The organism is Salinibacter altiplanensis (genome assembly GCF_002894645.1).
GTDB lineage: Bacteria > Bacteroidota > Rhodothermia > Rhodothermales > Salinibacteraceae > Salinibacter > Salinibacter altiplanensis.
Map to the genome: position 1 here is coordinate 258,394 of NZ_NCQY01000030.1, position 22,308 is coordinate 280,701.

At 64.0% G+C, this 22,308-nt stretch carries 22 protein-coding genes and 1 pseudogene; 13 read left to right on the top strand and 10 right to left on the bottom strand.

The window, feature by feature from the left end:
• On the top strand, window positions 1-961 hold a 961-nt coding region (locus B7R93_RS13115), incomplete at its 5' end, for an aldo/keto reductase (RefSeq protein WP_103021200.1).
• Window positions 962-978: 17 nt separating this feature from the next.
• Window positions 979-1,485 carry a hypothetical protein gene (locus B7R93_RS13120; protein WP_103021201.1) on the top strand — a complete coding sequence of 169 codons (507 nt, stop codon included), beginning with the start codon at window positions 979-981 and terminating at the stop codon, window positions 1,483-1,485.
• Between the two features lie 288 nt (window positions 1,486-1,773).
• Here the strand turns inward: B7R93_RS13120 and B7R93_RS13125 are convergent, their stop codons facing one another.
• Window positions 1,774-2,202, bottom strand: a complete 429-nt coding sequence (locus B7R93_RS13125) for a fasciclin domain-containing protein (RefSeq protein ID WP_157942303.1) — start codon at window positions 2,200-2,202, stop codon at window positions 1,774-1,776.
• A gap of 415 nt (window positions 2,203-2,617) precedes the next feature.
• Here B7R93_RS13125 and msrA point away from each other — a divergent pair, with 415 nt between their 5' ends.
• Both msrA and B7R93_RS13135 read left to right on the top strand, forming a co-directional pair.
• Complete coding sequence (gene msrA / locus B7R93_RS13130; protein ID WP_103021203.1) at window positions 2,618-3,313, top strand: peptide-methionine (S)-S-oxide reductase MsrA; 696 nt, start codon at window positions 2,618-2,620, stop codon at window positions 3,311-3,313.
• Window positions 3,314-3,543: 230 nt separating this feature from the next.
• Window positions 3,544-5,085, top strand: coding sequence for an AbgT family transporter (locus B7R93_RS13135; protein WP_103021204.1), 1,542 nt, complete (start codon window positions 3,544-3,546; stop codon window positions 5,083-5,085).
• Window positions 5,086-5,100: 15 nt separating this feature from the next.
• Here B7R93_RS13135 and B7R93_RS13140 read toward each other — a convergent pair whose 3' ends face one another.
• Window positions 5,101-5,523 (bottom strand): PIN domain-containing protein, encoded by a 423-nt coding sequence (locus B7R93_RS13140; RefSeq protein ID WP_103021205.1) that lies wholly within the window; start codon window positions 5,521-5,523, stop codon window positions 5,101-5,103.
• The gene (locus B7R93_RS13145; RefSeq protein WP_103021206.1) at window positions 5,520-5,771 is read right to left on the bottom strand and encodes a DUF6364 family protein; all 252 of its coding nucleotides are present in this window, start codon (window positions 5,769-5,771) and stop codon (window positions 5,520-5,522) included. The genes B7R93_RS13140 and B7R93_RS13145 overlap by 4 nt, the downstream gene beginning before the upstream one ends.
• Before the next feature lie 140 nt (window positions 5,772-5,911).
• Between B7R93_RS13145 and uvrC the strand changes: the two genes are divergently transcribed.
• Window positions 5,912-7,810: an excinuclease ABC subunit UvrC gene (gene uvrC / locus B7R93_RS13150; RefSeq protein WP_103021207.1), complete on the top strand. Its 1,899-nt coding sequence runs from the start codon at window positions 5,912-5,914 to the stop codon at window positions 7,808-7,810.
• Window positions 7,811-7,886: 76 nt separating this feature from the next.
• Window positions 7,887-8,219: a hypothetical protein gene (locus tag B7R93_RS13155; RefSeq protein ID WP_103021208.1), complete on the top strand. Its 333-nt coding sequence runs from the start codon at window positions 7,887-7,889 to the stop codon at window positions 8,217-8,219.
• Between the two features lie 118 nt (window positions 8,220-8,337).
• Here the strand turns inward: B7R93_RS13155 and B7R93_RS13160 are convergent, their stop codons facing one another.
• The 3 genes from B7R93_RS13160 to B7R93_RS13170 form a co-directional block, all read right to left on the bottom strand.
• On the bottom strand, window positions 8,338-8,946 hold the full coding sequence (locus tag B7R93_RS13160; RefSeq protein WP_103021209.1) for a thioredoxin family protein: 609 nt from the start codon (window positions 8,944-8,946) through the stop codon (window positions 8,338-8,340).
• A gap of 81 nt (window positions 8,947-9,027) precedes the next feature.
• A complete protein-coding gene (locus B7R93_RS13165; RefSeq protein ID WP_103021210.1) occupies window positions 9,028-9,777 on the bottom strand; it encodes a hypothetical protein in 750 nt (249 codons plus the stop codon).
• A 133-nt stretch (window positions 9,778-9,910) separates the two neighbouring features.
• Window positions 9,911-10,147 carry a hypothetical protein gene (locus B7R93_RS13170; RefSeq protein WP_103021211.1) on the bottom strand — a complete coding sequence of 79 codons (237 nt, stop codon included), beginning with the start codon at window positions 10,145-10,147 and terminating at the stop codon, window positions 9,911-9,913.
• Between the two features lie 222 nt (window positions 10,148-10,369).
• On the opposite strand from B7R93_RS13170, the gene B7R93_RS13175 reads away from it, so the two are divergent.
• The 6 genes from B7R93_RS13175 (at window position 10,370) to B7R93_RS13200 (ending at window position 17,552) form a co-directional block, all read left to right on the top strand.
• Window positions 10,370-13,381 carry a tetratricopeptide repeat protein gene (locus tag B7R93_RS13175; RefSeq protein ID WP_232798439.1) on the top strand — a complete coding sequence of 1,004 codons (3,012 nt, stop codon included), beginning with the start codon at window positions 10,370-10,372 and terminating at the stop codon, window positions 13,379-13,381.
• A gap of 77 nt (window positions 13,382-13,458) precedes the next feature.
• Window positions 13,459-15,144 (top strand): TonB-dependent receptor, encoded by a 1,686-nt coding sequence (locus tag B7R93_RS13180; protein WP_232798440.1) that lies wholly within the window; start codon window positions 13,459-13,461, stop codon window positions 15,142-15,144.
• Between the two features lie 117 nt (window positions 15,145-15,261).
• Complete coding sequence (locus B7R93_RS13185; RefSeq protein ID WP_103021214.1) at window positions 15,262-15,468, top strand: HU family DNA-binding protein; 207 nt, start codon at window positions 15,262-15,264, stop codon at window positions 15,466-15,468.
• 24 nt (window positions 15,469-15,492) lie between these two features.
• Complete coding sequence (locus B7R93_RS13190; RefSeq protein ID WP_103021215.1) at window positions 15,493-16,341, top strand: SPOR domain-containing protein; 849 nt, start codon at window positions 15,493-15,495, stop codon at window positions 16,339-16,341.
• A 29-nt stretch (window positions 16,342-16,370) separates the two neighbouring features.
• Window positions 16,371-17,108, top strand: coding sequence for a MotA/TolQ/ExbB proton channel family protein (locus B7R93_RS13195; RefSeq protein WP_103021216.1), 738 nt, complete (start codon window positions 16,371-16,373; stop codon window positions 17,106-17,108).
• Between the two features lie 42 nt (window positions 17,109-17,150).
• Entirely contained in the window at window positions 17,151-17,552 is a 402-nt protein-coding gene (locus tag B7R93_RS13200) for an ExbD/TolR family protein (protein ID WP_103021217.1), read from the top strand.
• Between the two features lie 60 nt (window positions 17,553-17,612).
• On the opposite strand, the gene B7R93_RS13205 is transcribed toward B7R93_RS13200, so the two are convergent.
• Together B7R93_RS13205 and B7R93_RS13210 are read right to left on the bottom strand one after the other, a co-directional pair.
• Complete coding sequence (locus tag B7R93_RS13205) at window positions 17,613-19,163, bottom strand: YifB family Mg chelatase-like AAA ATPase (protein ID WP_103021218.1); 1,551 nt, start codon at window positions 19,161-19,163, stop codon at window positions 17,613-17,615.
• 444 nt (window positions 19,164-19,607) lie between these two features.
• The gene (locus B7R93_RS13210) at window positions 19,608-20,165 is read right to left on the bottom strand and encodes a plastocyanin/azurin family copper-binding protein (protein WP_103021219.1); all 558 of its coding nucleotides are present in this window, start codon (window positions 20,163-20,165) and stop codon (window positions 19,608-19,610) included.
• A 389-nt stretch (window positions 20,166-20,554) separates the two neighbouring features.
• Between B7R93_RS13210 and B7R93_RS13215 the strand changes: the two genes are divergently transcribed.
• Window positions 20,555-21,352, top strand: coding sequence for a DUF3047 domain-containing protein (locus B7R93_RS13215; protein ID WP_232798441.1), 798 nt, complete (start codon window positions 20,555-20,557; stop codon window positions 21,350-21,352).
• A 48-nt stretch (window positions 21,353-21,400) separates the two neighbouring features.
• Here the strand turns inward: B7R93_RS13215 and B7R93_RS16030 are convergent.
• Together B7R93_RS16030 and B7R93_RS13225 are read right to left on the bottom strand one after the other, a co-directional pair.
• Window positions 21,401-21,580: pseudogene (locus tag B7R93_RS16030) on the bottom strand (phosphosulfolactate synthase); the annotation flags it as partial.
• 26 nt (window positions 21,581-21,606) lie between these two features.
• Window positions 21,607-22,281, bottom strand: coding sequence for a class I SAM-dependent methyltransferase (locus tag B7R93_RS13225; RefSeq protein ID WP_103021221.1), 675 nt, complete (start codon window positions 22,279-22,281; stop codon window positions 21,607-21,609).
• Window positions 22,282-22,308: the final 27 nt, after the last annotated feature.

Sequence of the window (22,308 nt, forward strand, 5' to 3'; positions counted from 1 at the left end):
GAAAGTGTCTCCCTTGTGCATGGGCACGATGTCCTTCGGCGGCGCCGCGGACCGAGAAACGTCCGCCGCAATGTTTCGGCGGTGCCGTGAGGCCGGCATTAACGCATTCGACTGCGCCGATGTGTACGAGGACGGCCGCTCCGAAGAGATTTTGGGCAGGCTGGTGGCCGACTGCCGCGACGAGGTCGTCCTCACGACCAAGGCCTATTTTCCTACGGGCGACGGCCCCAACGCCCGTGGGGCGAGCCGCTACCACCTCGTCCGCGCCGTCGAGGACAGCCTACGGCGCCTCGACACCGATCGCATCGACGTCTTCTTCGTCCACCGCTTCGACGACCAGACCCGTCTCAGCGAAACCCTCCGCGCCCTCGAGACCCTCGTGCAGCAGGGCAAGGTGCTCTACCTCGGGGCGTCGAACTTTGCCGCCTGGCAGGTGATGAAGGCACTCGGGCAGCAGCAGGCCGAAGGCTGGACGCCCTTCCACGTCCTTCAGCCGATGTACAACCTCACCAAGCGGCAAGCCGAGGTCGAACTCTTGCCGATGGCCCGAAGCGAACACCTCGGTGTGCTGTCGTACAGCCCGCTCGGGGGCGGCCTGCTGACCGGCAAGTACGGGGTGGACCAACGCCCTGAGAACGGGCGGCTCGTCGAGAACCCGATGTACCAGACCCGCTACGGCGCCGACGTGCACTACCAGGTGGCGGAGCGGTTCACAAACTTCGCCGCCGACCACGGCTACAATCCTGTATCGTTGGCCGTGGCGTGGGTGGCTCACCACCCCGCCATCACGGCCCCCATCATCGGCGCCCGGACCCTGGACCAACTGGAGGGCTCGCTCGGGGCGCTCGATATCGATATGACCGACGACCTGCGGGCCCAGATTAGTGCTCTCGCCCCCACCCCGCCACCGGCCACCGACCGCGTCGAGGAGCGATCGACGCACACCTACGGCGACCGTTAACCCAGGCATTCCCCACCATGAGCTATTACGTCCCCCAAAAAGAAGAATGGACGGCGGTATCGTCCAAACCCGATCCCCCGTACGTCGAGGTGGACGCGGAGACCGCAACCCTGCACGTCGTGGGCGGCACGGAGGCGTCCGTCCAGCTTGACGGGGCGCCCGTCGACCCCAGTGCCGACACCCTCCACACCGTGTCTACCGTCCCCCCGTCGCTTCGAGAGGGCGCACCGCTCTGTGCGCTTTATGTGCGGGGCCAAGACCTAGACGTCGAGGATCGGCGCACGGCGGAAGCGCCTTCCTCCCACGCGGATGTTCTAGACCAACTGCGGTCGGCCCTCGACGAGATCCTGATTCCCGTTTACATCGACGATGCCATCGAAGAAGTCAGCGAGGGCAACGACGACGTGTTCGTGCTTCACACCGTCCAGCACGACGATGGGCGCGACGCCCCGCCCACCTACTTCCGCGTCGCGATCTTTCGGGACGGAGATCTCGTGTTGGAAACAGAACACGGCAGCCTCTGAGAGTCTGGTATGTTGATATTCCCTCGTGAGAGGCACCTTCCCGGAGAGATCGGGAAACTTCCGAGGACGCTCGGACGGGAGGTGGGTTGAGTGATGGGGCGATTTGCAGCCCGCCAAGGCCGCTCGCAGCGCCCCAAGCAAGGCGAGGAAGGTACCCTCCGGGGTGCCTGAAAGATAAATTAAAACAGACTCTGAGGCCCCGCACGGGGCCTGACCACAAAAAAGCGCCGAGCGGCCCAAGCCACCCAGCGCTTTTTGGTCAACTTGCTTGATCGAGACGTCCTCGTGTTAGCGGAGAATGCGATCAATCACGTGGACGATTCCATTCTCGGCGTCCAGATTGGTCTGCCGGACGGTCGCGTCGCCAATTCGGACCTGCTGGTCCTCATTGGTTCGAATGTGGAGACGTTTTCCGCTCATTGGCGTCAGAGACGAGCTCTCCGCCACGTCCCTGGCCCTTCGTCGGCCCTCGATCACGTGGTTTTTGAGGAGGTTCTGCAAGCGCGTTTTGTTCGTCGGCTTCATCAGGTCCTCAAGGACGCTTTCGGAGAGGTCCTCGAACGCCGCGTTGGTTGGGGCAAACACGGTGAACGGCCCGCCGCCTTTCAGCGTGTCGACGAGTCCGGCAGCCTGAAGGGCACTGACGAGGGTAGAGAAGTTCTTGTCATTCGTTGCAATATCAACGACGGACGGTGCTTTTTTCTGGACGGTAGACATAACGGTATCGTTGGTTTTTTGATAGGGGAAAGTCCGTCCGAAGTTTTTTCGATCGGAGTATTTTTTGTCAACAGTTCTACCATACATACCAATTCTCGGTTCCCTTTTGTAATTTTATTTTTTTCTTTTTGAGGGATAACACATTGACGTCTCGATCCAAACTTCAGAGATGGCGCCATTCTCTCAGGAAATTCGGCGGCCGGAGATGACCGTGCATCGGCGGCCGACCGTGGCCGAGGTCCTCCGGCGGCTTCCAGCAGCGACCACTGATTGCAGGAATAAGGCCACTTCTTCCAGCCTCCGCGAAAAGATGTAACGGATCGACCGCGGAGGAAACGCAGGAAAATAAAATTGAGTACGAGTAGCCCTTAAGAAATCACTGCGACGTGCTATTCTTGACTGGTCCACCGGCTCTATGAACACATCCTACCGCTCGCCCTGGTTCGTCGGACTCGCCCTTTTCGCAATCGTCGCCACCAGCGGGCTGTTCTTGTACCCTTCGTCCTCGCCCAAAGCCGATGCCCCTACGACGACGCAGACTTCGTCGGTCAACCCAGCCGTGGCCGACACGGCCACGTTTGCCGGGGGCTGCTTCTGGTGCATGGAGCCGCCCTACGACAAGATGGACGGAGTCGCGTCAACCACCTCTGGGTTTGCCGGGGGCGAGCAAGTCGATCCCTCCTACCGCGAGGTGGCCAGCGGGACCACGAAGCACACCGAGGTGGTGCAGATCGTGTACGATTCCACAACGGTCTCGTACGACCGCCTCCTTCGAGTCTACTGGCACAACGTCGATCCCTTCGACGGCACCGGCCAATTTTGCGACCGCGGGGCCCAGTACCGCCCCGCCATCTTCGCGCACAGCGCCCGCCAGCAGCGCCTCGCGGAGCAGTCCAAGGAAGCAGTCGCCAGCCGGTTTGACCCATCCATCGCCGTGGAAATTGAGCCGTTGGACGCGTTTTACGCCGCGGAGCGGTACCACCAGGACTACTACAAAAAGAATCCGGCCGACTACAAGCGCTACCGCCAGGGCTGTGGGCGGGATGCGCGCCTGCGGGAGGTCTGGGGCGCGGCCGCGATGTCGGACGCTGTTCTCGACGGCACGACGTAGTCTCTCGCTCCCCCACGGTGCCAGCACTGGTCAACCCGGAAGTGCGTCGTCCCGGTGCTCAACACCGATTCTCGATGGTTCCTTCTTGACCTGAAAATTCCCGAGCGTCCGGATTTTAACACGGCCAAGATCACGGGACCAAGAGGTTTCGTTGCGTCCGCGGGCTGTCGTTTGTAGTATCAGCAGTGCGAATCTTTGCCCGTGCGTCCTGACGCAACGCCTCTTTTCTTATGCCCACCGATCCGTCTCCCGCCGATACCGCACCGAGCTGGTCCGACCGCTGGCTGAACCGCATCGAGCGCACCGGCAACGCCCTCCCCGACCCGGTGACGCTCTTCTTTATCTTCATCGCGGTCGTGATGGTGGCGTCCTGGATCACCCACACGGCCGACGTGAGCGTGGTGCACCCGGGCACCGACGAGACGATCACGGCCGACAACCTCTTCTCCGACGAGAACATCCGCCGCCTCTTTACGGACATGGCGGAGACCTTTGCGGACTTTCCCCCGCTCGGCCTCGTCCTGGTCGTGATGCTCGGCATCGGGGTGGCGGACAAAACCGGACTCATCAGCGCCGCCCTCAAGTCGTTCGTTGCGAGCGTGCCGGATGCGCTCCTGACCGCCGCGCTGGTCTTTGCCGGCATCATGTCGAGCCTGGCGGTCGACGCCGGCTACGTGGTTGTCATTCCGCTGGGGGCGGTCCTCTTCTACGGCGTGGGGCGGCACCCGCTGGCGGGCCTCGGGGCCGCGTTTGCGGGCGTCTCGGCGGGCTTCAGCGCCAACCTCCTCCTGACCTCCCTGGACCCGCTCCTGGCGAGCTTTACCGAACCCGCCGCCCAACTGATCGCGGACGATTACAGCGTGCCGGTGACGGGCAACTGGTACCTCATGATTGGCCTTACCCCCGTCTTCGTGGTCCTCGGGGCCTACATCACCGACACCATCGTCGAGCCGTACCTCGGGGAGTACGAGCCGCCGGAGGACTTCGACGAGGAAGGCACCGAGTCGAGCGAGCTAACCGACGAGGAGCGGCGTGGGCTGCGGTGGGCCGGGATTGTAACGGGCCTCTCGATTCTGGGCGTCGTCCTGCTCGCCGTTCCGGACGGGGCGCCGCTGGCCGAATTTGAGACGCTGATCGAGAGCATCGTCGCCCTCATGGTGTTTCTGTTCTTCCTGCCCGGCCTCACCTACGGGATCGTGGTCGGCAAAATCGAGGACGACTCGGACGTGGCCGACATGATGGCCGCCTCCATGGCCGACATGGGCGCCTACATCGTGCTCGCCTTCGCGGCGGCCCACTTCATCGCCATGTTCGAATGGTCCAACCTCGGCTCCATCATCGCCATCAGCGGCGCGGACGCCCTGCAGAGCATCGGCTTTACGGGACTGCCGCTCCTATTCGCGTTCATCTTCGTCTCGGCCCTCATCAACCTGTTCGTGGGCAGTGCCTCGGCGAAGTGGGCCATCATGGCGCCGGTCTTCGTGCCCATGCTCATGCTCGCCGGCGACCCCGGCTACTCGCCCGAAACCGTGCAGGCGGCCTACCGCATCGGCGACTCGTTCACGAACATCCTCACGCCCCTCCTGCCCTACTTTCCCCTCGTCATCATCTTCGCCCAGCGGTACGACGAGGACGCCGGGATCGGGAGCATCATCGCCCTCATGCTCCCCTACTCGGTCGGCTTTGGGATCGTGAGCACGATCGTCTTCCTCCTGTGGGTGCTGCTGGGCCTGCCGCTCGGGCCCGGGGCGGAACTGTACTACATGGGGTAGCGAGAGAACTCGTCGTCAGTCTCGTCGGTCGTCGAGAATCGTGAGGAGTTCCGCAGGGGCATACACCGCCAGTGCGGCGGCGCTGAAGTCCGCCGTGTTGCGGGTCACGATTCCGTCGGCCCCGGTCGTGCGGGCGGCACTGTGGAGAACCGCGTCCTCGTAGTCGGCGAACCCGGACTCGGCCGCCTGCACCAGAACCTGGCGGTTGACTGCCGCAACGTCGAAGAGGCGGAGAAGCGCCTCCACCTTTTCGCGGGCCACGGCGTTGCCGCGGTTGCTGTCGAGAAGATAGTAGATCGTCGTGACGGTGGTCGCCCCGAGTATGCCCTCCAGGTCTCCGCGAGCATTCGCCTCGAAGAGATGCGCAGCAAATTCGACGAATGGGTCTCGATTTAGAAAAACATCAAGGACCACATTCGTATCGAAAAGGATCCTCATGTCGACTCCTCCATGTATTTCTCCTCGAGATGCTGTTTGTAGTCGCCCTCGTTGGTCTCTTCTAGGACCCCGATAAACTGACGGGTAGTGTTGGAAAACGAGGCCCGCTTGCAGTCCCCATCTTTTTCCGTCACGACGGCAAAGTACGCCTCCACAAGCCGAGAAACCGACGTATTCCGCTCCGATGCATACTCTTTGGCCCGCTCAATCACGTCCTCGTCGAGCCGCAGCGTGAGTTTTTTGGACATGTCGGGAGAGAACAGTTGTTAGATAGACGTACATTGTCATAATTTTTGTACGTCCCCTGTAGGTTCAGGTTCGGCCGAATCACGCCTCCACCCCTCAGCGTTTCGTTGCTGTGTGATTTTGGATTCTAATCTCCCCGTCCATGAGCGAGATTCTCGACGACAAGCCCGAGGTCCTCGTCCAGAAGCTCGACGCCCTCCCCACCGACCCGGGCGTCTACAAATTTCTGGACGACGAGGACTCCGTCCTTTACGTGGGCAAAGCCAAGAACCTGCGCACCCGGGTCCGCACCTATTTCCAGAGCAGCCGCCAGCGCGACGGCCGGATCGAGGTGATGGTGCAGAAGGCCGCCGACGTGGACATCATCGTGACAGACACGGAGGCGGAGGCGCTCATTCTAGAGAACAACCAGATCAAGGAGCTGCAGCCCCGCTACAACGTCAACCTGCGGGATGACAAGACCTACCCCTACATCTGCATCAAAAACGAGCGCTTCCCCCGCGTCTTCAAGACGCGCACCGTGAAGCAGGACGGGTCCGAGTACTTCGGCCCCTACGCGGACGTGTCCAAGATGAACGCGATGATGGACGCGGTCCGGTCGGTCTTTCAGCTGCGGACCTGCTCGCTCGACCTCAGCGAAGAGAAGATCGAGGCCGGCAAGTACGACGTGTGCCTGCAGCACCACATCGACAACTGCAAGGCCCCCTGCGTGGGCAAGCAGTCCGAGGCGGACTACAGGGAGACGATCGAGCAGGTCAAGAAGCTGCTCAACGGCCAGACGCAGTCACTGATCGACCTGCTGACGGACGAGATGCAGGCGCAGTCCGACCGACACAACTTCGAGGAGGCCGCCCGCCTGCGGGACCAGATCAAGGCCCTCAAGGACTACTCTCAGCAGCAGAAGGTCGTCAGCCAGGACTTTGCCGACCGCGACGTGTTCGCCCTTCACGTCGAACGGGACGAGGACATCGGCTGCGGCGTACTGTTTCAGGTGCGGGAGGGCAAGATGATCGGGAAGCGGCACAAGTTTCTCCGCTCGGTGGAGGAGCGGACGAACGCGGAGCTCATTCTTTCTCTCGTCGAGAACTACTACACCGAGGCAAACTTCTACCCGGAAGAGGTCCTCCTCTCCCACGACCCGAACGACCACCCGGCCCAAGACACCCACGCCCTCGAAGAACTGCTGCGCCGGAAGCAGGGCCACCAGGTGCCAATCAAGGTTCCCCAGCGCGGCGAGAAGGCCAGCCTCGTCCGCATGGCCGCGTCCAACGCGAAGCTGCAGGTCGGCGAGTGGAAGACGCAGCAGATGAAGCGGGAGCGGAACCGGATTCCGGAAAGCATTAAGGCCCTGGGCGAGGCGCTCAACATGGACGAGCCGCCGCGCCGCGTCGACGGCATCGACGTGTCGCACCACGGCGGCAAGGAAACGGTGGCGTCCTGCGTCGTCTTCACCGACGCGACGCCCCGCAAGAGCGACTACCGCACCTACAAGATCCGCTCGACCGAGGAGGGCACCCCCGACGACTACAAGGCGATGCGCGAGGTGGTGCGGCGCCGCTACCGGCGTATGGTGGAGGAGGACGGCCCCTGGCCCGACCTCGTGGTCATTGACGGCGGGAAGGGCCAACTCTCCAGTGCTGTCGAGATGCTAAAGGAGGTCGGGGCCTTCGATCGGTTCCCTGTCATCGGCCTCGCAAAGCGCCTCGAAGAGGTCTACCGGCCCGGCGACTCCGACCCGGTCTTCCTGGCGAAGGACAGCCCGGCCCTGCAGTTGCTGCAGAAGGTGCGGGACGAGGCCCACCGATTCGCCGTCACCTACCAGCGCAAGCGCCGCAAGAAGAAAACCCTGCAGTCCGAACTGCTCGACATCCACGGCATCGGCCCGAAGACGGCCAAGACGCTGCTCGGGGAATTCGGGTCCGTGGCGAAGGTAAAAGACGCCGACGAGGACGCACTGGCCGAGGTCGTGGGGTCCGCAAAAGCCAAAACGGTGGCCGACTACTATGCCCCCGAGACGCCGGCCGCTGCAGACACAAAGTAGAGTTGCCGACGAAAACCATCTGCAATAACGGCAACAAGTCCGTCCAACTGTTCTCCCTCAGCTCTCCTGAACTGATATGCCGCCCTCTGATCCCGGATCGCTGCTCAATCGGCTCGTCGACGAACACTGGGACACCGCAGCCCGCCATGCCTGGCGCCAGTACGACCAGCGTGGGCGTGGGGCAATCGTTTTTACCGTCCAGGCCGACGCCGCCCCCGAGGAGCGCACCCCCCTCAAGTACCTCACCTTCAACGACGACTCCGCCGCCGAGGACGGGGCCTTTGCGAAGCTCCACGAACTGGTGCGATTGTACGACCCTGAACAGCAGGTCGTGGCCGCGGCCGTACTGCCCGACGAGCACACTGTCTTCGAGGTATACGAGCAGGAGCCACTTCCCCCTCACGCCTAGACGGAGCCCCAGAGCACCATCGATCTCAAGCGCGGACTCAAGTGCGGAACCAACGGGATCGCCTCCCATCCCGCGGCAAGGACAGACAGAGAGAGAACCGTCTCCGGACGGATCGAAATCAGCCCGCCGCAACGGCCTGAAGCCGTTCTGCGAGCTCTGCGTCGGTGTCTTTCCATCCTCCTCCCTCGTAGTGCTCCAGAAACTCGCCGATCAGCTCCATCTTGTCGTCGTACTGCTCCGCCAGCGTCTCAAACCGGCGGGCCGCTGCGTCCGGGCGTGGGCCCCATGTGAAGAGCTCCCCCCCGTCGGTTGAAAACACGACAAGCTTCGGGATGCTACGGCTCCCGTCTGTGAGGTACTCGTCCATGATGTCCAGATTCTCATCCCGCGGCAGGATGCGGAGCGAGACCTGATCGGACAGGGCCGCCGCCTCGGCGATCACAGGGAGCAGAAACGCCGAGTCGCCACACCACGGCTCGGTGAGCACCGTCCAGAGCTGCGGTTCCTCGATGGCCTCAACGGCTGCGCGCAGCCCCTCGGACGGGGCGTACGACACATGTACCTGGGCCTGTCGGTCCCAGTTGTATTCCAGATAGTGACGCTGGCGCCGCTCTTCCGGACCGGCATCGTCGGCGAGCGGCGTGTCGAGCTGTTGGCTCCACGCTTCTCGGTAGTCCTCGTAGTGAAGCCCGTCGTGGAGACGGCCTTCTTCGAAGAAGTTAGGCATTGATCGAGGGACGAAACGTTCGGGGAAGCAGTGAACAGGAGTGGCATTCTTCAGCGACCAGGCGGCTCGACCGGAGCGCCGCTACATCCAGTTGCGCAGCCTCGCCGCGAGATAGCCGCCCACCGCGAGGCCCGCCACCGTATAGATCGACTGCCGGAGGGCCGAAGACTCGTCGTCTCCCGAAAGGGAATCTTGCGCGGACTCGGCCTGCTCCTCGATGACCGCCCCTGCGTCCTCTACGAGCTGCCCTCCAAGCTCTTGGGCCTCATCGGAGGCCTCCGCCGTTGCGTGCCGGACCGTTTCTCCAGCCTCAGCCCCAACCCGCTGGGCGTGCTCAGAGGCCCGGCGGACTAGGTCTTCGGCGTGTTCGCGGATGCCTTCGCCCCGCTTCTGCGCCTCCTCCACGAGGCGATGACGGGTCTCTTCGGCCTGCTTGCGAATGCCGTCGCCGGAGCGCGCTGCCCGATCGGAAAGGCCTTCTCCCACCCCGGTCGCCACACGCTGCGCATCATCGGCCAGGCGGCGGAGCCGGCGACGGGCCTGCTCCGACAGGCTGGGCGACGGGCGCCGGGTAGCGACGGCCACCCCGTATCCGGCGGCCGCCGCCAGCAGTGAAGACAGGGTCGCCGCGAGGAACGGGCGTCGCTGAAGCCAGCCCTCGGCTTGCTTCCTCGCCTGCTGGGCCTTCAAGCGCGTTACCTCCGCCCGTAGTTCGCCGAGAAGTTCAGTCAGCTCTTGTGTCCTGTCACCCTCTGTCGACGCGTCCGATGGCGAATCTGGAGCTTCCTCCGACGCCTCAGTGGAGTCGGGTTCAAGATCGTGTTGGCTCATGGTATGGGAAAGGGTCAACAAATGGGGGTGAGGAGAATTGAAGGCCGCCGAGGCCGAGAGCTCATACCCACGTCCAGAAACGGCGGCCCTACGTCGCCGATCGGCAGCGAATAAGTCCCGCCCTGCCGTACAGTTAGTCTCGAAGCATCACCCCCACGAACACGCCGACGCCGAACGCCCCAATCATCGTGGCCTTCTGATGCTGCTGCACCCACGAACGGGCCATGTCCTTCGCGAGAGAGGACGACACTCCATCGGGCATTGTCACCGGATCCTCCTGATCCCAGGATGGAGGATCAGTGTTCTCGAAGGGAGAACCCGAAGACAGCGATGGATCGCCGGATGCAGGGTCGGACGAAGGATCAGCCATGGGGACGTAACCTTTTGATCGAGACGGAGTTAAAGCGAAGCAGATTTAGCATTTTCTGAGTAGCCGGGTGGGAACCAAGGCCCCGGTGCCGGCTTTGGCCCAGGGCATTTTTCTTGGTCGAACCGCCCTCGGTTCGTGTCGTAGGAGAGGACCGCGCTGGGATTCACGTTCGACCTTCTTTGTACGGCGTCGCTATTCGGATTTGACTCGCACACCAAAAAAATGATTCCCTACTGGCGTCGATTTCTTCTCCTCTGCGTGCTCGGGGGAGCGGCTCTTTCTCCTGTTTGGGCTCAGCAGGAGGCCTCTCGTCCAGGGGACGCATTCGGGTCGGCGGTGGAATTGTACCAACAGCAGCTGTATCCGGACGCCGCCGCAGCGTTCTCCGCGTTTCGGCGGGGCCACCCCACACACGCTGCGGCTCCCCAGGCCCTTTACCTGGAGGCCCAGGCTGCCCTTGCCCGGGGAGACGACGAAGGCACGCGACGTTTGCTCAACCGGCTTCAGCACGACTACCCGTCGCACCCACGGGCCCAGACCGCCCGGCTCAGGCTGGCGCAGTACTACCTGGATCAGGGGTCCTCAGACCGGGCCACGTCTCAACTCCAGACCATCGCAACAGCTCCGAACCGCCCGGGCGAGGGCGCCCGGGCCCTCTACCTCCTCGGCCGAACGGAACAGGATCAGGGCAACCCCAACGCCGCCCTTCCCTACTTCAAGCAGGTCTACTCGCGCTACCCAGACGCCGAGCTGGCCCCAGCAGCGCTCTACGCCCAGGGCGTAACTCAGGTGCGTCTGGAGCGGTACGACCGGGCTACGGACTCATTCGAGCGCCTCGGCGAGCAATTTCCGACTTCTCCCTTTGCGGAGAACCTGGGCACCGTCCTGGGCGAGGTGTACTACCGCCTTGGTCAGTACGAGAATGCGACCACGGAGCTCCAGCGCCGCCTTCCGGACCTGACGGGCTCTGATCGTGCTCGCACCCTGTTCCTCCTTGGCGAAACGTACAGCGCCCTCGGCCGGGGCGAGGACGCCACGACTCAGTACCGGGTGATTCTGGAGGAGGCCCCAGACAGCCCCTACGCCCTCCCGGCCCGCTACGGCCTCGCCCGGCAACACTACTCTGCGGGGCGCTACGAGGCCGCCGCCGAGGCCTTCGCGACAGTGCGCTCGAAGGAGGACCCACTGGCCGTCAAGGCCACGTACTACGAGGCGGCAAGTCGGGCCCTCATGGGACGCAAAGCGGACGCCCTGAAGCTATACCGCACCTTTCTCGACCGGACCAGCGGGGGCCGGCTAGCAACCGCGGCTCAGTACGAAGTCGGGCTCCTCCACTACCGGGAAGAGCGGTACGACCGGGCCGCGACGGCCTTTCGCTCCGTTGCCCAGCAGGCATCGTCGGAGGGACCACGCGGCAAGGCGTTCTACTGGCTCGGCAATGCCTCCCTGGCAACCAACAGGCTGGACCCGGCCCTGGATGCGTACACCGAGGCGATTGATCGGGGGGCTGCGCCCGCAGCCGTGACGGCCAAAGTGCGGTTTCGGAAGGCGTGGTCTCTCTATCAGGGCGGCCGGTACGCCGATGCGGGCTCAGAATTTCAGGCCCTTGCCGAGGCGCACCCGGAAACAACTCGGGGCCAGGAGGCGCTCTTTTGGGGCGGCGACACGTTCTACCAGCAGAACCAATTTGGCGAGGCCCGCCGCCTGTTTCAGCAATACCTCGACACGAACCCAGACACTCCCCAGCGGGCCGGCGCCCAGTATGCCCTTGCCTGGACACACTTCAAGCAACGCCGCTTCGGGCCCGCGGCCCAGTCGTTTCGCCGGTTCCTGGACACGTACGAGGGAGACTCCACATCCGAGGTTCCGTACCAGCAGGATGCCCGCCTTCGACTCGCAGACTGCTACTTTGCCCTCAAGCAATACGACGACGCCCGTGCAGCGTACGACCGCGTCAGCGGAAAGGGCACCGAGTACGCGCTTTATCAGGGCGGCCGGGCCCTGTACTACGCAGGACGACCGGCCGATGCCCTTGACCGCCTCCGGCGATTTGTCGAGGACAGTCCAGACAGCCCATTGCGGCCCGATGCCCTGTACCGCATCGGGGACATCCACTTTCAGGAGCAGCGCTACGGCGCGGCGCGGGCGGCATTCACGCAACTGCTCGACGAACACCCCGAGCACGCTCGTGCCGCCGAGGCCCAATACGCCATCGGGGACACCCGCTACAATGCGGGTGAGATGGAGCGCGCCGTGGAGGCCTACCGCACCGTCCTGGAGGCCTATCCCGAAAGCCCCTCCGCCCGCGAAGCGGCCTCCAGTCTCTTTTTCGCCCTCAACGCCGCGGGCCAGCAGGACCGGGCCGACGACCTGATCGCGGCGATTGCGGATCAAGTGCCGGACGCCAACCTGGAAGACCGGCTGCGCTACCAGCGGGCCCGAGCCGCGTACCAGCGCGGAGACTCGAAGCGGGCGCTACGCCTCTTCCGCACGTTCGTGCGCACCGCCTCCACCCAGGCGCTCATCCCCGACGCGTACTACTACCTCGGGCTTCTGTACGCCGACACCGACCGGTACGACGAGGCCAAAAACTACCTGCAGCAGCTCGTCGAGCAGTACCCCGACAGCGAGTACATTCCGGAGGGCAGCCTCCGCCTCGGGGAGATCCACCTCGATCAGGGGGCGCATGAGCAGGCCGTAGACGCCTACCGCACCGCCGCCGAACACAACCAGACCCGGGACGACCTCCGCGCCCAGGCTCGGTACGGCCAGAGCCAGGCCCTCCTTCGACTCGGCCGGACCAGCGCGGCGGACACTCTTTTGTCTCAAACCTTAGACGCCAAGCCCCAGGGGCCCCTCCAAAATGCCGCCCGGCTCGGGCTGGGGCGCGTCCGCAACGAGCAGGGCCGCACCGACGAGGCACTCGCCCTTTACCGGCGTGTCGTTCGCGCATCGGACGGTGAACCCGGCGCCGAGGCCCTGTACCGCCTCGGGAAACTGCTTCGGCGCCAGGGAGACGCGCAGACGGCCATCCGAGAACTGGAACGCATGCCGTCCCTCTTTGCAGGGCACCCTGAATGGGAGGCCCGCGCCCTGCTCGAACAGGCCCGGGCGTACCGCGACCGGGGCGAGACCGGACGGGCCGTTCAGCTGTACGACGAAGTACAGAAAGCATACGGCGGAACCCCGTTTGCCCAGACGGCCCAGGACGAGCAACAGGCGATCGAGTCGTAGCGGCCCATCGTGTCTCGCCCCCGTCCCCTCACCCACTGATTTCCCAAATGCCCTCGTCTAATCACGGGCTCATGTCCATGCTTTTTCGCTTCTCCGGCCTCTGGCTTGTCGGAATGGGGGTTCTGGCAATGGCCCCGGTCACGTACGGCCAGCAGGCCGATACGACACAGCTTCCCGAGATCGCCCCACGGGAGATCGAAATTCGGGGCGAGCGCGAAATTGCGCTCCCCTCTCTGGAGCGACAGCCCTTGAGCGGCTTCACATCCCCCCCCACACTCCCAACGGTGCCGACAGGCCACCGTCCGTACGTCGGATCGCAGGACCAATCGTTAGACAGACTTCCGGAGAGCCTGCCGGTCCCCGAAACGGTGTCGTCGTCGCTGGCCCCAACGCCCGATCCGATCCAGGGCTTCTTGGAGGGCGGCAGCGGACGATACTTTAGCCGCTTCTTTGAAGGACGGGTCGGGGGGGCGCTGTCCTCCCACAGCCGGCTCTCTGTGCACGGCGCGTACACGGGAACGGAAGCAGATCCAAACGACGACGTGGCGGAGGCCGCCGTGCGCCTCCAGCACACGAAAGATCCCCTTCGGATTGACGCAACGGCACACGGCAATGTACAGCGGTACACCCTCTACGGCGCCTCCCCCGTAGGCCCAGCCGCCTCCGAGGCCCCCGATCGGGAGAGCCACTCGGCCGGCGGCGCAGTACAGGTCCGGCACACGGACCGAGCCGCCCCGGCCCGAGCGAAGGTGCGCTACGACCAGACCGAGTACACGTCTTTTCTCGATGCCACGTCCACGGAGCAATCCTACAGCCAGCAGCAGCTGGGCCTCAGTGGGGAAGCGACGGTTCCACTTCCGTACCAGCCCCACGTGCAGGCCCGGTTCCGGCGGTCGTGGCTGGGAGAGGACCCGGAGACCAATACAGCCTTTGATGTCGAGGCCAGCGGCACGGTCTCGTACTCCCCGACCGATCCTGTGTCGCTCGACGTCGGGGCCGCCGTGCTTGCCTTCGACACGCCCGCACAGCCGGGCCAGTCGTCCCCCGGGACCGCCGATGCGAGCTTCGTCGCGCCGGTCGTGGACGCCGGCTGGCGGGTCGCCGAGGGAACGCGCCTCTTCCTTCGCAATCGCCCCCGGCTCGGCGACACGGGCCTGGACCCGCTCTACGCGACCAACCCGTATGCCCGCCACGCCCCCTCTCTTCGTCCCACCCTCGAGACCACCCATGCCGAGGGCGGCCTCGCCCTCACCCGCGGCCTTGTGCGCATCGTGGCCGCGGCGGAATACCGCTACGCACCGACCTACCGGTTCTTCAGTCTTGCCAACGAGGGCCTGTACCGGGTTCAGTACGACCCCGCCCGCATTCTAGAGGGGCGCGGCAAGGTGGCGCTGCAAGGAGTTGAGGGCGTCCAGGCCTCACTGGGCCTGTCGGTCCGGGACGGGACGCTCCCCGACGTGGACAGCCCGATCCCGAACTTTGCCTCCGTCACGGCGGATGCCCTCGTCACCGTCTCGTTTGCGGGGGGCGACGGCTTTGTAAAGGCCCATGGGACATTTCGTGGCCCGCGCGACGCCGGGCTCCGCCGCGCCGTTCGCCTTGACCCGTACGTCTCTGTAGACCTCGAAGGCTCGTACGCCGTGGGATCGGACCTCGAACTGGTGGCCCGTGCCGAACAGCTCGCGCCGGACGCCCCGACGATGTGGGCAAACTACCCGCAGCCCGTCGCCGAACTTTCAATGGGTGTGCGGCTCCGGTGGTGACCCGGGCGGCACACGTGGAGTCCAGGTGAGATCGGTCCCCGCATTTTATGTTGTGCCCCACAAATGTATTTTTAGACTGCCATTCGAAGCCGTCCCACTCATTCCCCGACGCTCGTCATGGAGTCCCCATCGGCCGAAGACATCATCGAGGCGTTTACCGACGTCGTCCAGGATCAATTAGGCACCGGAAACGCCGTAGAGGTGCCGGGCCTGGGCACGTTCTCCGCTGAACACCGCCCGAGCGAGGTACACGAGGAGGAGGGCGTCCGTCGCCTTGCGCCGCCGCGGAACCAAGTCGTCTTTGCCCCCGATCCGGACGCGTGACCCCGTCACCATTTGCAGAGCCCCATGCCCAAATCCATCATCCCTCTTCTCGCGGAGCGGCTCGACATTTCCGAGGAGCAGGTCCAGCCCCTGCTGAGCACCATGGTAGAGGAGCTCCGCCAGCGCGCCGAGTCCGATGGCGTCCAGCTGTCCGGGCTCGGGACGTTTCGGGAGGAGGACGGCACCCTTGCCTTTCGTCCCGCCCCTACCTTGCGTCGACGCGTCAACCGGCCGTACGAGGGCTTGTCTGCCGAGTCCCTCTCCCCCGCCACCGAGCGCGAGGCCTCTCCGGCCCAGGGCACGCCCGAGAAGGCGACAAATTCTGAGCCCTCCTCGGCGCCGGCGGCCGATCCGGAAGCGCCGTCCACACAGGATCGCTCGCCGGCTCGGCCCGACGCCAACGACCGGTCTGTAGATTCCTTCGTCCTCATCAGCCTCATCCTTGCGGGCCTCTTCTTGCTAGGGGCGGGCTGGTTCGTCATCAACCAGACCAACCTATGGGGCCCTACTCAAGACGCAGCGCCCCCCACGGCCACTGAGACGCCGCCCGACCAGGCTGAGTCCCCTTCTACGACCGGTTCCGCATCCGACCCACCGCCGGACGCTCCTCCGAGCGCAGACACAGAGGCGTCGGACACGCGGGACTGGACCATCGTAGTCGCCTCCAGCTCGTCCCGCGGCAGTGCCCAGGAGGCCGCCGACACGTACGGATCCCAGTTCGATTCGGTCGCTGTGGTGTCCGGAACGGTGGACGACGCAACGTGGTACCGCGTGACGATTGGGCGCTATCCCTCCGAGTCGGCCGCCGAACGCGTCCTCGACGAACGGACGGAGGCCCTTCCCCCAGACGCCTGGACCCACCAACTCGAATAAGACTCCCCCATCGCTTCCACTTCGCCCCTGTGCCTTCTGCTCTGCTGACCGCCGCTACCGCTCTCCCTCAACAGGTGGACACCACGGCCCTCGACACCACCCAGACCGCGTCGGGCCAGGCCTCCTCCCTCCTCGACATTCTGGTGCTGGGGGGATGGGTAATGATTCCGCTGGTGTTGCTCTCCCTGCTGACCATCTACCTGCTGGTGGAGCGACTTATCACAATCCGGCAGGCCGCCTCCGACCCGGAAGCCATCACCGATCGGGTGCGCGAGTTTGTGCGAAACGGCAACGTCGAGGCCGGCATTCAGTACTGCGAAGAGAAAGACGTCCCCATTACCCGAATTCTTCAGCAGGGCCTCGAGCGCCTGGGGCGGCCGATCTCCGAAATTCAAGATGCCGTGCAGGCCGCTGGCAAGCACGAAACTTTTGATCTGGAAAAGCGGACAAACCTGCTTGCCAGCATCGCCGGCATTGCCCCCATGCTCGGCTTCTTCGGCACGGTGGTCGGCATGATTCGGGCGTTCCAGCAGATTCAAAACCTACAGGGCAATGTGAATCCCTCCGTGTTGGCGGGGGGCATCTGGGAGGCCCTTATCACGACCGCGGCGGGCCTGCTCGTTGGCATCCTGGCGCTGTTCTCCTACAACTACCTCATGGGGCGCATCCGGCGCCTCTCCAACGACATGGAGCGCTCCGCCACCGACTTCATCGACCTTCTGCAGGAGCCGGTCTCGCCGGAGCGATCCGAGGAGTTGCCGTCGTAGCCCCTGCACTGCCCCTCTCGCTGACGAACCGCCCGCCCCGCCATGCCGCTCGACTTTTCTCCGTCCCGCGAGCCCATGACGACCTTCAGCCTCGCGGGCATGACGGACGTCGTCTTGCTGCTCCTGATCTTCTTCTTGCTCACCTCCAGCTTCATCCCCCAGATGGGCATTCAGGTCACCCTGCCCCAGGTGGACAGCGCCTCGCCCGTGTCGGAGCAGTCGATCACCGTCTCCCTGACGAAGGACGGCTCCTACTACGTGGCCGGCTCCCCTGTGACGCAGGCGCGCCTGGTCAGTGAGCTCCGCACCCTCCGGACCGATCAGCAGTTTCTCATCATGCGGGCCGACCAGGAGGCCCGCATCGGCCAGTTTGCCACGGTCGCCTCGGCGGCCCAGGCCCTGAACATGCGCGTGCTGGTGGCGACAGAGCGGGCGGGGCAGTAGCGGAGGGACAGAGTCCCGGCCTCCAGTGTCTCTCTGATGCGAGCCCCTCGCGCAAGCCCCTTACCCGTGCCACCAGTCGCGGTCCAGCGACCGGTACTGAACAGCCTCCGAGACATGCTCGGGCCGAATCGGGGCGCTGGCCTCCAGGTCCGCTACGGTGCGGGCCACCTTCAGAATGCGCGTGTATCCGCGAGCACTCAGCCCGAGCCGGTCGGAGGCCGTGCGGAGCAGGTTTTGCCCCGCGTCGTTGAGCGAGCAGTGCTCCTGAACCCGCTGGGCATCCATCTGGGCGTTGCTGTAGACGTCCTCCGCTGCCCCAAACCGCTCTGACTGCCGCGCTCGCGCCTGCACCACCCGCCTCCGAACGGTGGCGGACGATTCGCCGGACCGCTCGGCGCTCATTTTGTCGAAGTCGACCGGGGCCACCTCTACGTGCAGGTCGATCCGGTCCATGAGCGGCCCGCTAATCTTGCTCAGGTATCGTTGCACCTGGGCGGGCGTGCAGACGCACTCTTGATTCGGGTCGTTGAGGTGCCCACACGGGCACGGGTTCATCGAGGCGATGAGCATGAAGCGGGCCGGGTACGTGACGGTCGTCTCGGCCCGGCTAATCGTGATGCGCCCCTCCTCCATCGGCTGGCGGAGCACCTCCAGCACACGCCGCTGAAACTCAGGCAGCTCGTCGAGAAAGAGCACGCCATTGTGGGCGAGAGAGATCTCGCCGGGCGTCGGGTGGGCGCCGCCGCCGCAGAGCCCGGCGTCCGAGATGGTGTGGTGCGGGGCGCGGAAGGGACGCGTGGCCAGGATGCCGTGGTCGGACGCGAGGTTCCCACTGACGGAGTGGATCTTCGTCGTTTCGAGGGCCTCCTCGGTGCTGAGCGGCGGCAAGATGGTCGGCATGCGGCGGGCCAGCATGGTCTTGCCGGACCCAGGCGGGCCCACCATGAGTGCATTGTGCCCTCCGGCCGCCGCGACTTCGAGCGCTCGTTTGACGTTTTCTTGCCCCCGTACGTCACTCAGGTCGCGCCGGTATTGACGGGCCTGATCAAAAATGGCGTCCAGGTCGTTCGTGTAGGGCTCGGGGGCCGCCGCCCCGTCCGGGGCTTGCAAGACGTCGAAGGCGTCGGCGATCGTCTCGACTGGATACACCTTGAGGTCGTCCACGACGGCGGCTTCGGCGGCGTTCTCGACGGGCACAAGCACCCCGTCGTAGCCCTCCTCTTGGGCCTTCATCGCCATGGGCAGCACCCCGTTGACGGGCCGGACGGTCCCGTCCAGCGCCAGCTCGCCCGTGAGCCAGTACTGATCCAGTACGTCCGCGGCGACCGCATTGCCGCTCGCAGCCACCCAGCCCACCGCCATCGGCAGATCGAACGCCGCACTTTCCTTCGGCACGTCCGCCGGCGCGAGGTTAATGGTAATGCGCCCCCACTCTACAGGGATGTCGTTGTTTTCGAGGGCGGCGCGCACCCGGTCGAAGCTTTCTCGCACTGCCGCCCGCGGCAGTCCCACGACCGAGAGCCCCCGCATGCCGGAAGCGACGTTCGTTTCCAGCTCGACCGGCAGGGCCTCAACGCCGTGGGTCGTGCTGCTCCAGACTTGACTCAACATGGGACGCCCGGGACGTCAGTTCGGGGACGGACAACAGGGCATATAGACACATCCGCGCCGTGCGGCATAACGTTTGTATCGGCGACGCCCCAGGTCCCCACGCTCCAATCCTGCCCCCAAGAGGACCTGTGGCGCGAGGCATTGTCCAGTCCTGCGCCGATAAGAGCGATTGTACTCAACGAGAACGTCTTTTTCCCGCAGGTGCGAGAGGTCTTAACGGAGAGCCGTAGATTTTTGCCAAGAGTGGTCCTGATTTTGGGCGCCCCTACGGACAAGAACTGACGGAGCAAGGTCGCGTCCGAGACGAGACCGGCAGTGACCACTGCTGGTTGAATGAAGAGGCGCTTTCGGCTTCGTCGAGGCTGCTCGGGCCTCCCGAGTGAGGCAAGAGAATTTCCTTCGGGAGGCCCAGCAAATAAATTGGAATGGACTCTCAAGACCTACCTACGCCACGATCATGGTGCCCTGCATGGTGGCCCAATGGCCCGGATACGTGCATACGTAGCCGTACTCGCCTGGCTCCGACGGCGTCGTAAACGTCACTGATACCGTTTCACCCGGCTTCGATATGTCTGTGCCCGCCAGCACCGCAGGATGGTCGGGGGTGTACTCGTTCGATGACCCGGCCTTCACACCGGCCTGTCCAACCTCCTTAAAGATGTCTTGCTCCGGCGGCTCGTTCAGGACAAGCACGTTGTGCTGCATTGACGGACTCGAGGCGGTGTTCTCAAACACCAGTTCAATCTCTGTGTCCGAAGGCACCTCAAACTCCGTCTCTTTATACTTCATCTGGTTGCCCTTCGGGTGCAGCGTTACCGTCTGCGGGCCGCCTCCGCTTGACTGCCCAGAAGACTGGCTCGCGGACCCGGAGGAAGAGCCTCCCTCTTCTCCACTACCGCCTCCACAGGCCGACACCAACGACCCGGCTCCAAGCCCCGCAATGCCGACTACACTTAGGCGCTGTAAAAAATCGCGGCGCGTAACATCCTGTTTGTTCGCCATGGTGATGCAAAAAGATCAATTGGAGATCCAACTAAAATGTTCTTGGGTTCTGCGAGTTAAAAGCTCGTCGCAGCCGTGGGGTCCTATCCGTGATTAAGAGACCGCGAAAAGCAGTTTACTCACCCACGAAAACTACTCGGGATCAAGCGGAATTTCGCCTTCATGTTCTCGTGATTGCAGATTAGGTCGGCAAAGAAGACTTACTACAAATGGTGAGGCTCGAAAACTAGAAATGAGGACTCAACACCTGTACAACTTTTGCCGAACACTTTCCATTTTCTTCGGAAATATATGTGGTCCCAGTTCGATTAGGATCGTATCGGAAACGAAAAATTTCCACAGAGAGTTGGTACGTTGGTTTTCCCCGGCAAGATTAGTTGCGTCCCGTCGTGCGCTCAGCGTTTGTCTACTCCGTCGTTCTCCTCGTACTCCCCCCTGCCCTCGGCCTCACGGCCTACGTTCATCAGAAGCAGTACGTGGGGCACTTCTCGGCCGCCGAGGCCGACTCCAACGGACACCCGTCCGGGTGGAGAACCATCCGCTTCGGGGACGTGGAGACAGAAACCCAATACCAACTCGTTGAACGATCCGTCAAGGACGACTCCACCGCCGTGGTCCGTGCGGTCAGTGAAGGAGGAGCGGCTGGATTGGGGCGCAAAATGGACCTTGATCCCCGTCAGTTCCCGATGCTGTCGTGGCAATGGAAGGTAACCAACGTGCTTGACGAGGGCGACGCCCGGACGAAAGACGGGGACGACTACCCAGCCCGCCTCTACGTCACGTTCGACTACGACCCGAGCAATTTCGGTCTGGTCGATCGTGCTAAGTACGAGGCGCTCCGGGCCCTAGGGTACGACCAGGTCCCCACCCGGGCCCTGAGCTATGTCTGGGCGAGCCGGGTCCCCTCAGATACAATTCTCGCAAATGCGTTTACGGACTGGGTCCAGATGATCCCCGTCGAGAGCGGCTCGACGAAGGTGGGAACGTGGGTTGGAGAACGACGCAACATCCGTGTGGATTATCGCCGCGCATTCGGGGAAGCCCCGCCGCCCGTCGACGGCGTCGCCCTGATGACCGACACCGACAACACCGGCGGGGTCGCCACCGCGTACTACGGGGACATCATCGCCCGACGGCCGCCCTCGATCCAGGATTCTCAAATCGACTGGTCGGACTTGACCGATTGAGCACGCCGCCCACCCGCACCCGTCCCTCACGCTCTGCCTCTCGTCTCGTCAGCGCGCACCTGTCCCGTCGGAGTTCTCGTCCTTGAACGTCTGAACGCGGCCGAAGAGGTCGTGCGGGCCCCAGATGCCGCTGCGCAGGCATTCGAGCTGCACAATCTGGCTGTGGTCCACGAAGAGGTTCACCTCCGGGCCGTAGTTCTGGGTGTACCACGGAAAGACATGCGGGTCGGTGAACGTGAGGGCCGAGAGGGGACTCAGGCCGGAAATTGGACTACTACGGGCGAGGGGGGGGAGGGGCGTGCCTCGGCTCCCATCATCCCCCACGCCAGATCGAACCGGTACCGGAAGGCATCCTGCACCTCGAAATTCGCGGGCCGCATCCTGTCCTTGAGTTCCTCGAGGGTGTAGCAGGTCTCATACGCCGGGTCTACCCGTTGGAGCAGGGCATCCATCGTGCGGCAGGTCCAGTAATCCCGGCACCAGTCGAGTACGACGAAACGCCCCGATGGACGAAGCACGCGGTGCACCTCTTCCAGCACGGCCTGCGGGTGGGTGAAGTAGTGAAATGTGCTGGCACAGACGATCACGTCGAACGCACCGTCGTCGAATGGAAGGCCGTGCGCATCCGCCTTCTCGATCCGAACGTCCGCCTCTCCGGCGAGCTTGGTGCGGGCACGTTCCACCATGGCCGGGGCCAGATCCACACCCGTTAGCTCAGCGGCGGGCGTGTCCAGGGCGATGCGGTGCAGCAGTTCGCCGGTGCCACAGGCCAGGTCGAGCACGCGTTCGCCTGGCTCCACGGCGGCCGTCTGCTGGGCCACTGGGAGCGTCTGGTTCATGTAGCGCCGCCAGAAGAAGTCGTAGATGCGGGCCCATCCGTCGTATTGATCAGGGACAGAGGCTTTCTGATGGGGGAAAGACGACGACATCGAACAGACGCGGAATGATGAATGCGT

Coding starts and splice junctions, on each gene's coding strand:
- B7R93_RS13155 (WP_103021208.1), top strand. CDS start 7,887: ATGCCGCCCTCTGATCCCGGATCGCTGCTCAATCGGCTCGTCGACGAA.
- B7R93_RS13190 (WP_103021215.1), top strand. CDS start 15,493: ATGCCCAAATCCATCATCCCTCTTCTCGCGGAGCGGCTCGACATTTCC.
- B7R93_RS13140 (WP_103021205.1), bottom strand. CDS start 5,523: ATGAGGATCCTTTTCGATACGAATGTGGTCCTTGATGTTTTTCTAAAT.
- B7R93_RS13165 (WP_103021210.1), bottom strand. CDS start 9,777: ATGAGCCAACACGATCTTGAACCCGACTCCACTGAGGCGTCGGAGGAA.
- B7R93_RS13225 (WP_103021221.1), bottom strand. CDS start 22,281: ATGTCGTCGTCTTTCCCCCATCAGAAAGCCTCTGTCCCTGATCAATAC.
- B7R93_RS13175 (WP_232798439.1), top strand. CDS start 10,370: ATGATTCCCTACTGGCGTCGATTTCTTCTCCTCTGCGTGCTCGGGGGA.
- B7R93_RS13125 (WP_157942303.1), bottom strand. CDS start 2,202: ATGTCTACCGTCCAGAAAAAAGCACCGTCCGTCGTTGATATTGCAACG.
- B7R93_RS13180 (WP_232798440.1), top strand. CDS start 13,459: ATGCTTTTTCGCTTCTCCGGCCTCTGGCTTGTCGGAATGGGGGTTCTG.
- msrA (WP_103021203.1), top strand. CDS start 2,618: ATGAACACATCCTACCGCTCGCCCTGGTTCGTCGGACTCGCCCTTTTC.
- B7R93_RS13210 (WP_103021219.1), bottom strand. CDS start 20,165: ATGGCGAACAAACAGGATGTTACGCGCCGCGATTTTTTACAGCGCCTA.
- B7R93_RS13160 (WP_103021209.1), bottom strand. CDS start 8,946: ATGCCTAACTTCTTCGAAGAAGGCCGTCTCCACGACGGGCTTCACTAC.
- B7R93_RS13185 (WP_103021214.1), top strand. CDS start 15,262: ATGGAGTCCCCATCGGCCGAAGACATCATCGAGGCGTTTACCGACGTC.
- uvrC (WP_103021207.1), top strand. CDS start 5,912: ATGAGCGAGATTCTCGACGACAAGCCCGAGGTCCTCGTCCAGAAGCTC.
- B7R93_RS13145 (WP_103021206.1), bottom strand. CDS start 5,771: ATGTCCAAAAAACTCACGCTGCGGCTCGACGAGGACGTGATTGAGCGG.
- B7R93_RS13120 (WP_103021201.1), top strand. CDS start 979: ATGAGCTATTACGTCCCCCAAAAAGAAGAATGGACGGCGGTATCGTCC.
- B7R93_RS13200 (WP_103021217.1), top strand. CDS start 17,151: ATGCCGCTCGACTTTTCTCCGTCCCGCGAGCCCATGACGACCTTCAGC.
- B7R93_RS13205 (WP_103021218.1), bottom strand. CDS start 19,163: ATGTTGAGTCAAGTCTGGAGCAGCACGACCCACGGCGTTGAGGCCCTG.
- B7R93_RS13170 (WP_103021211.1), bottom strand. CDS start 10,147: ATGGCTGATCCTTCGTCCGACCCTGCATCCGGCGATCCATCGCTGTCT.
- B7R93_RS13135 (WP_103021204.1), top strand. CDS start 3,544: ATGCCCACCGATCCGTCTCCCGCCGATACCGCACCGAGCTGGTCCGAC.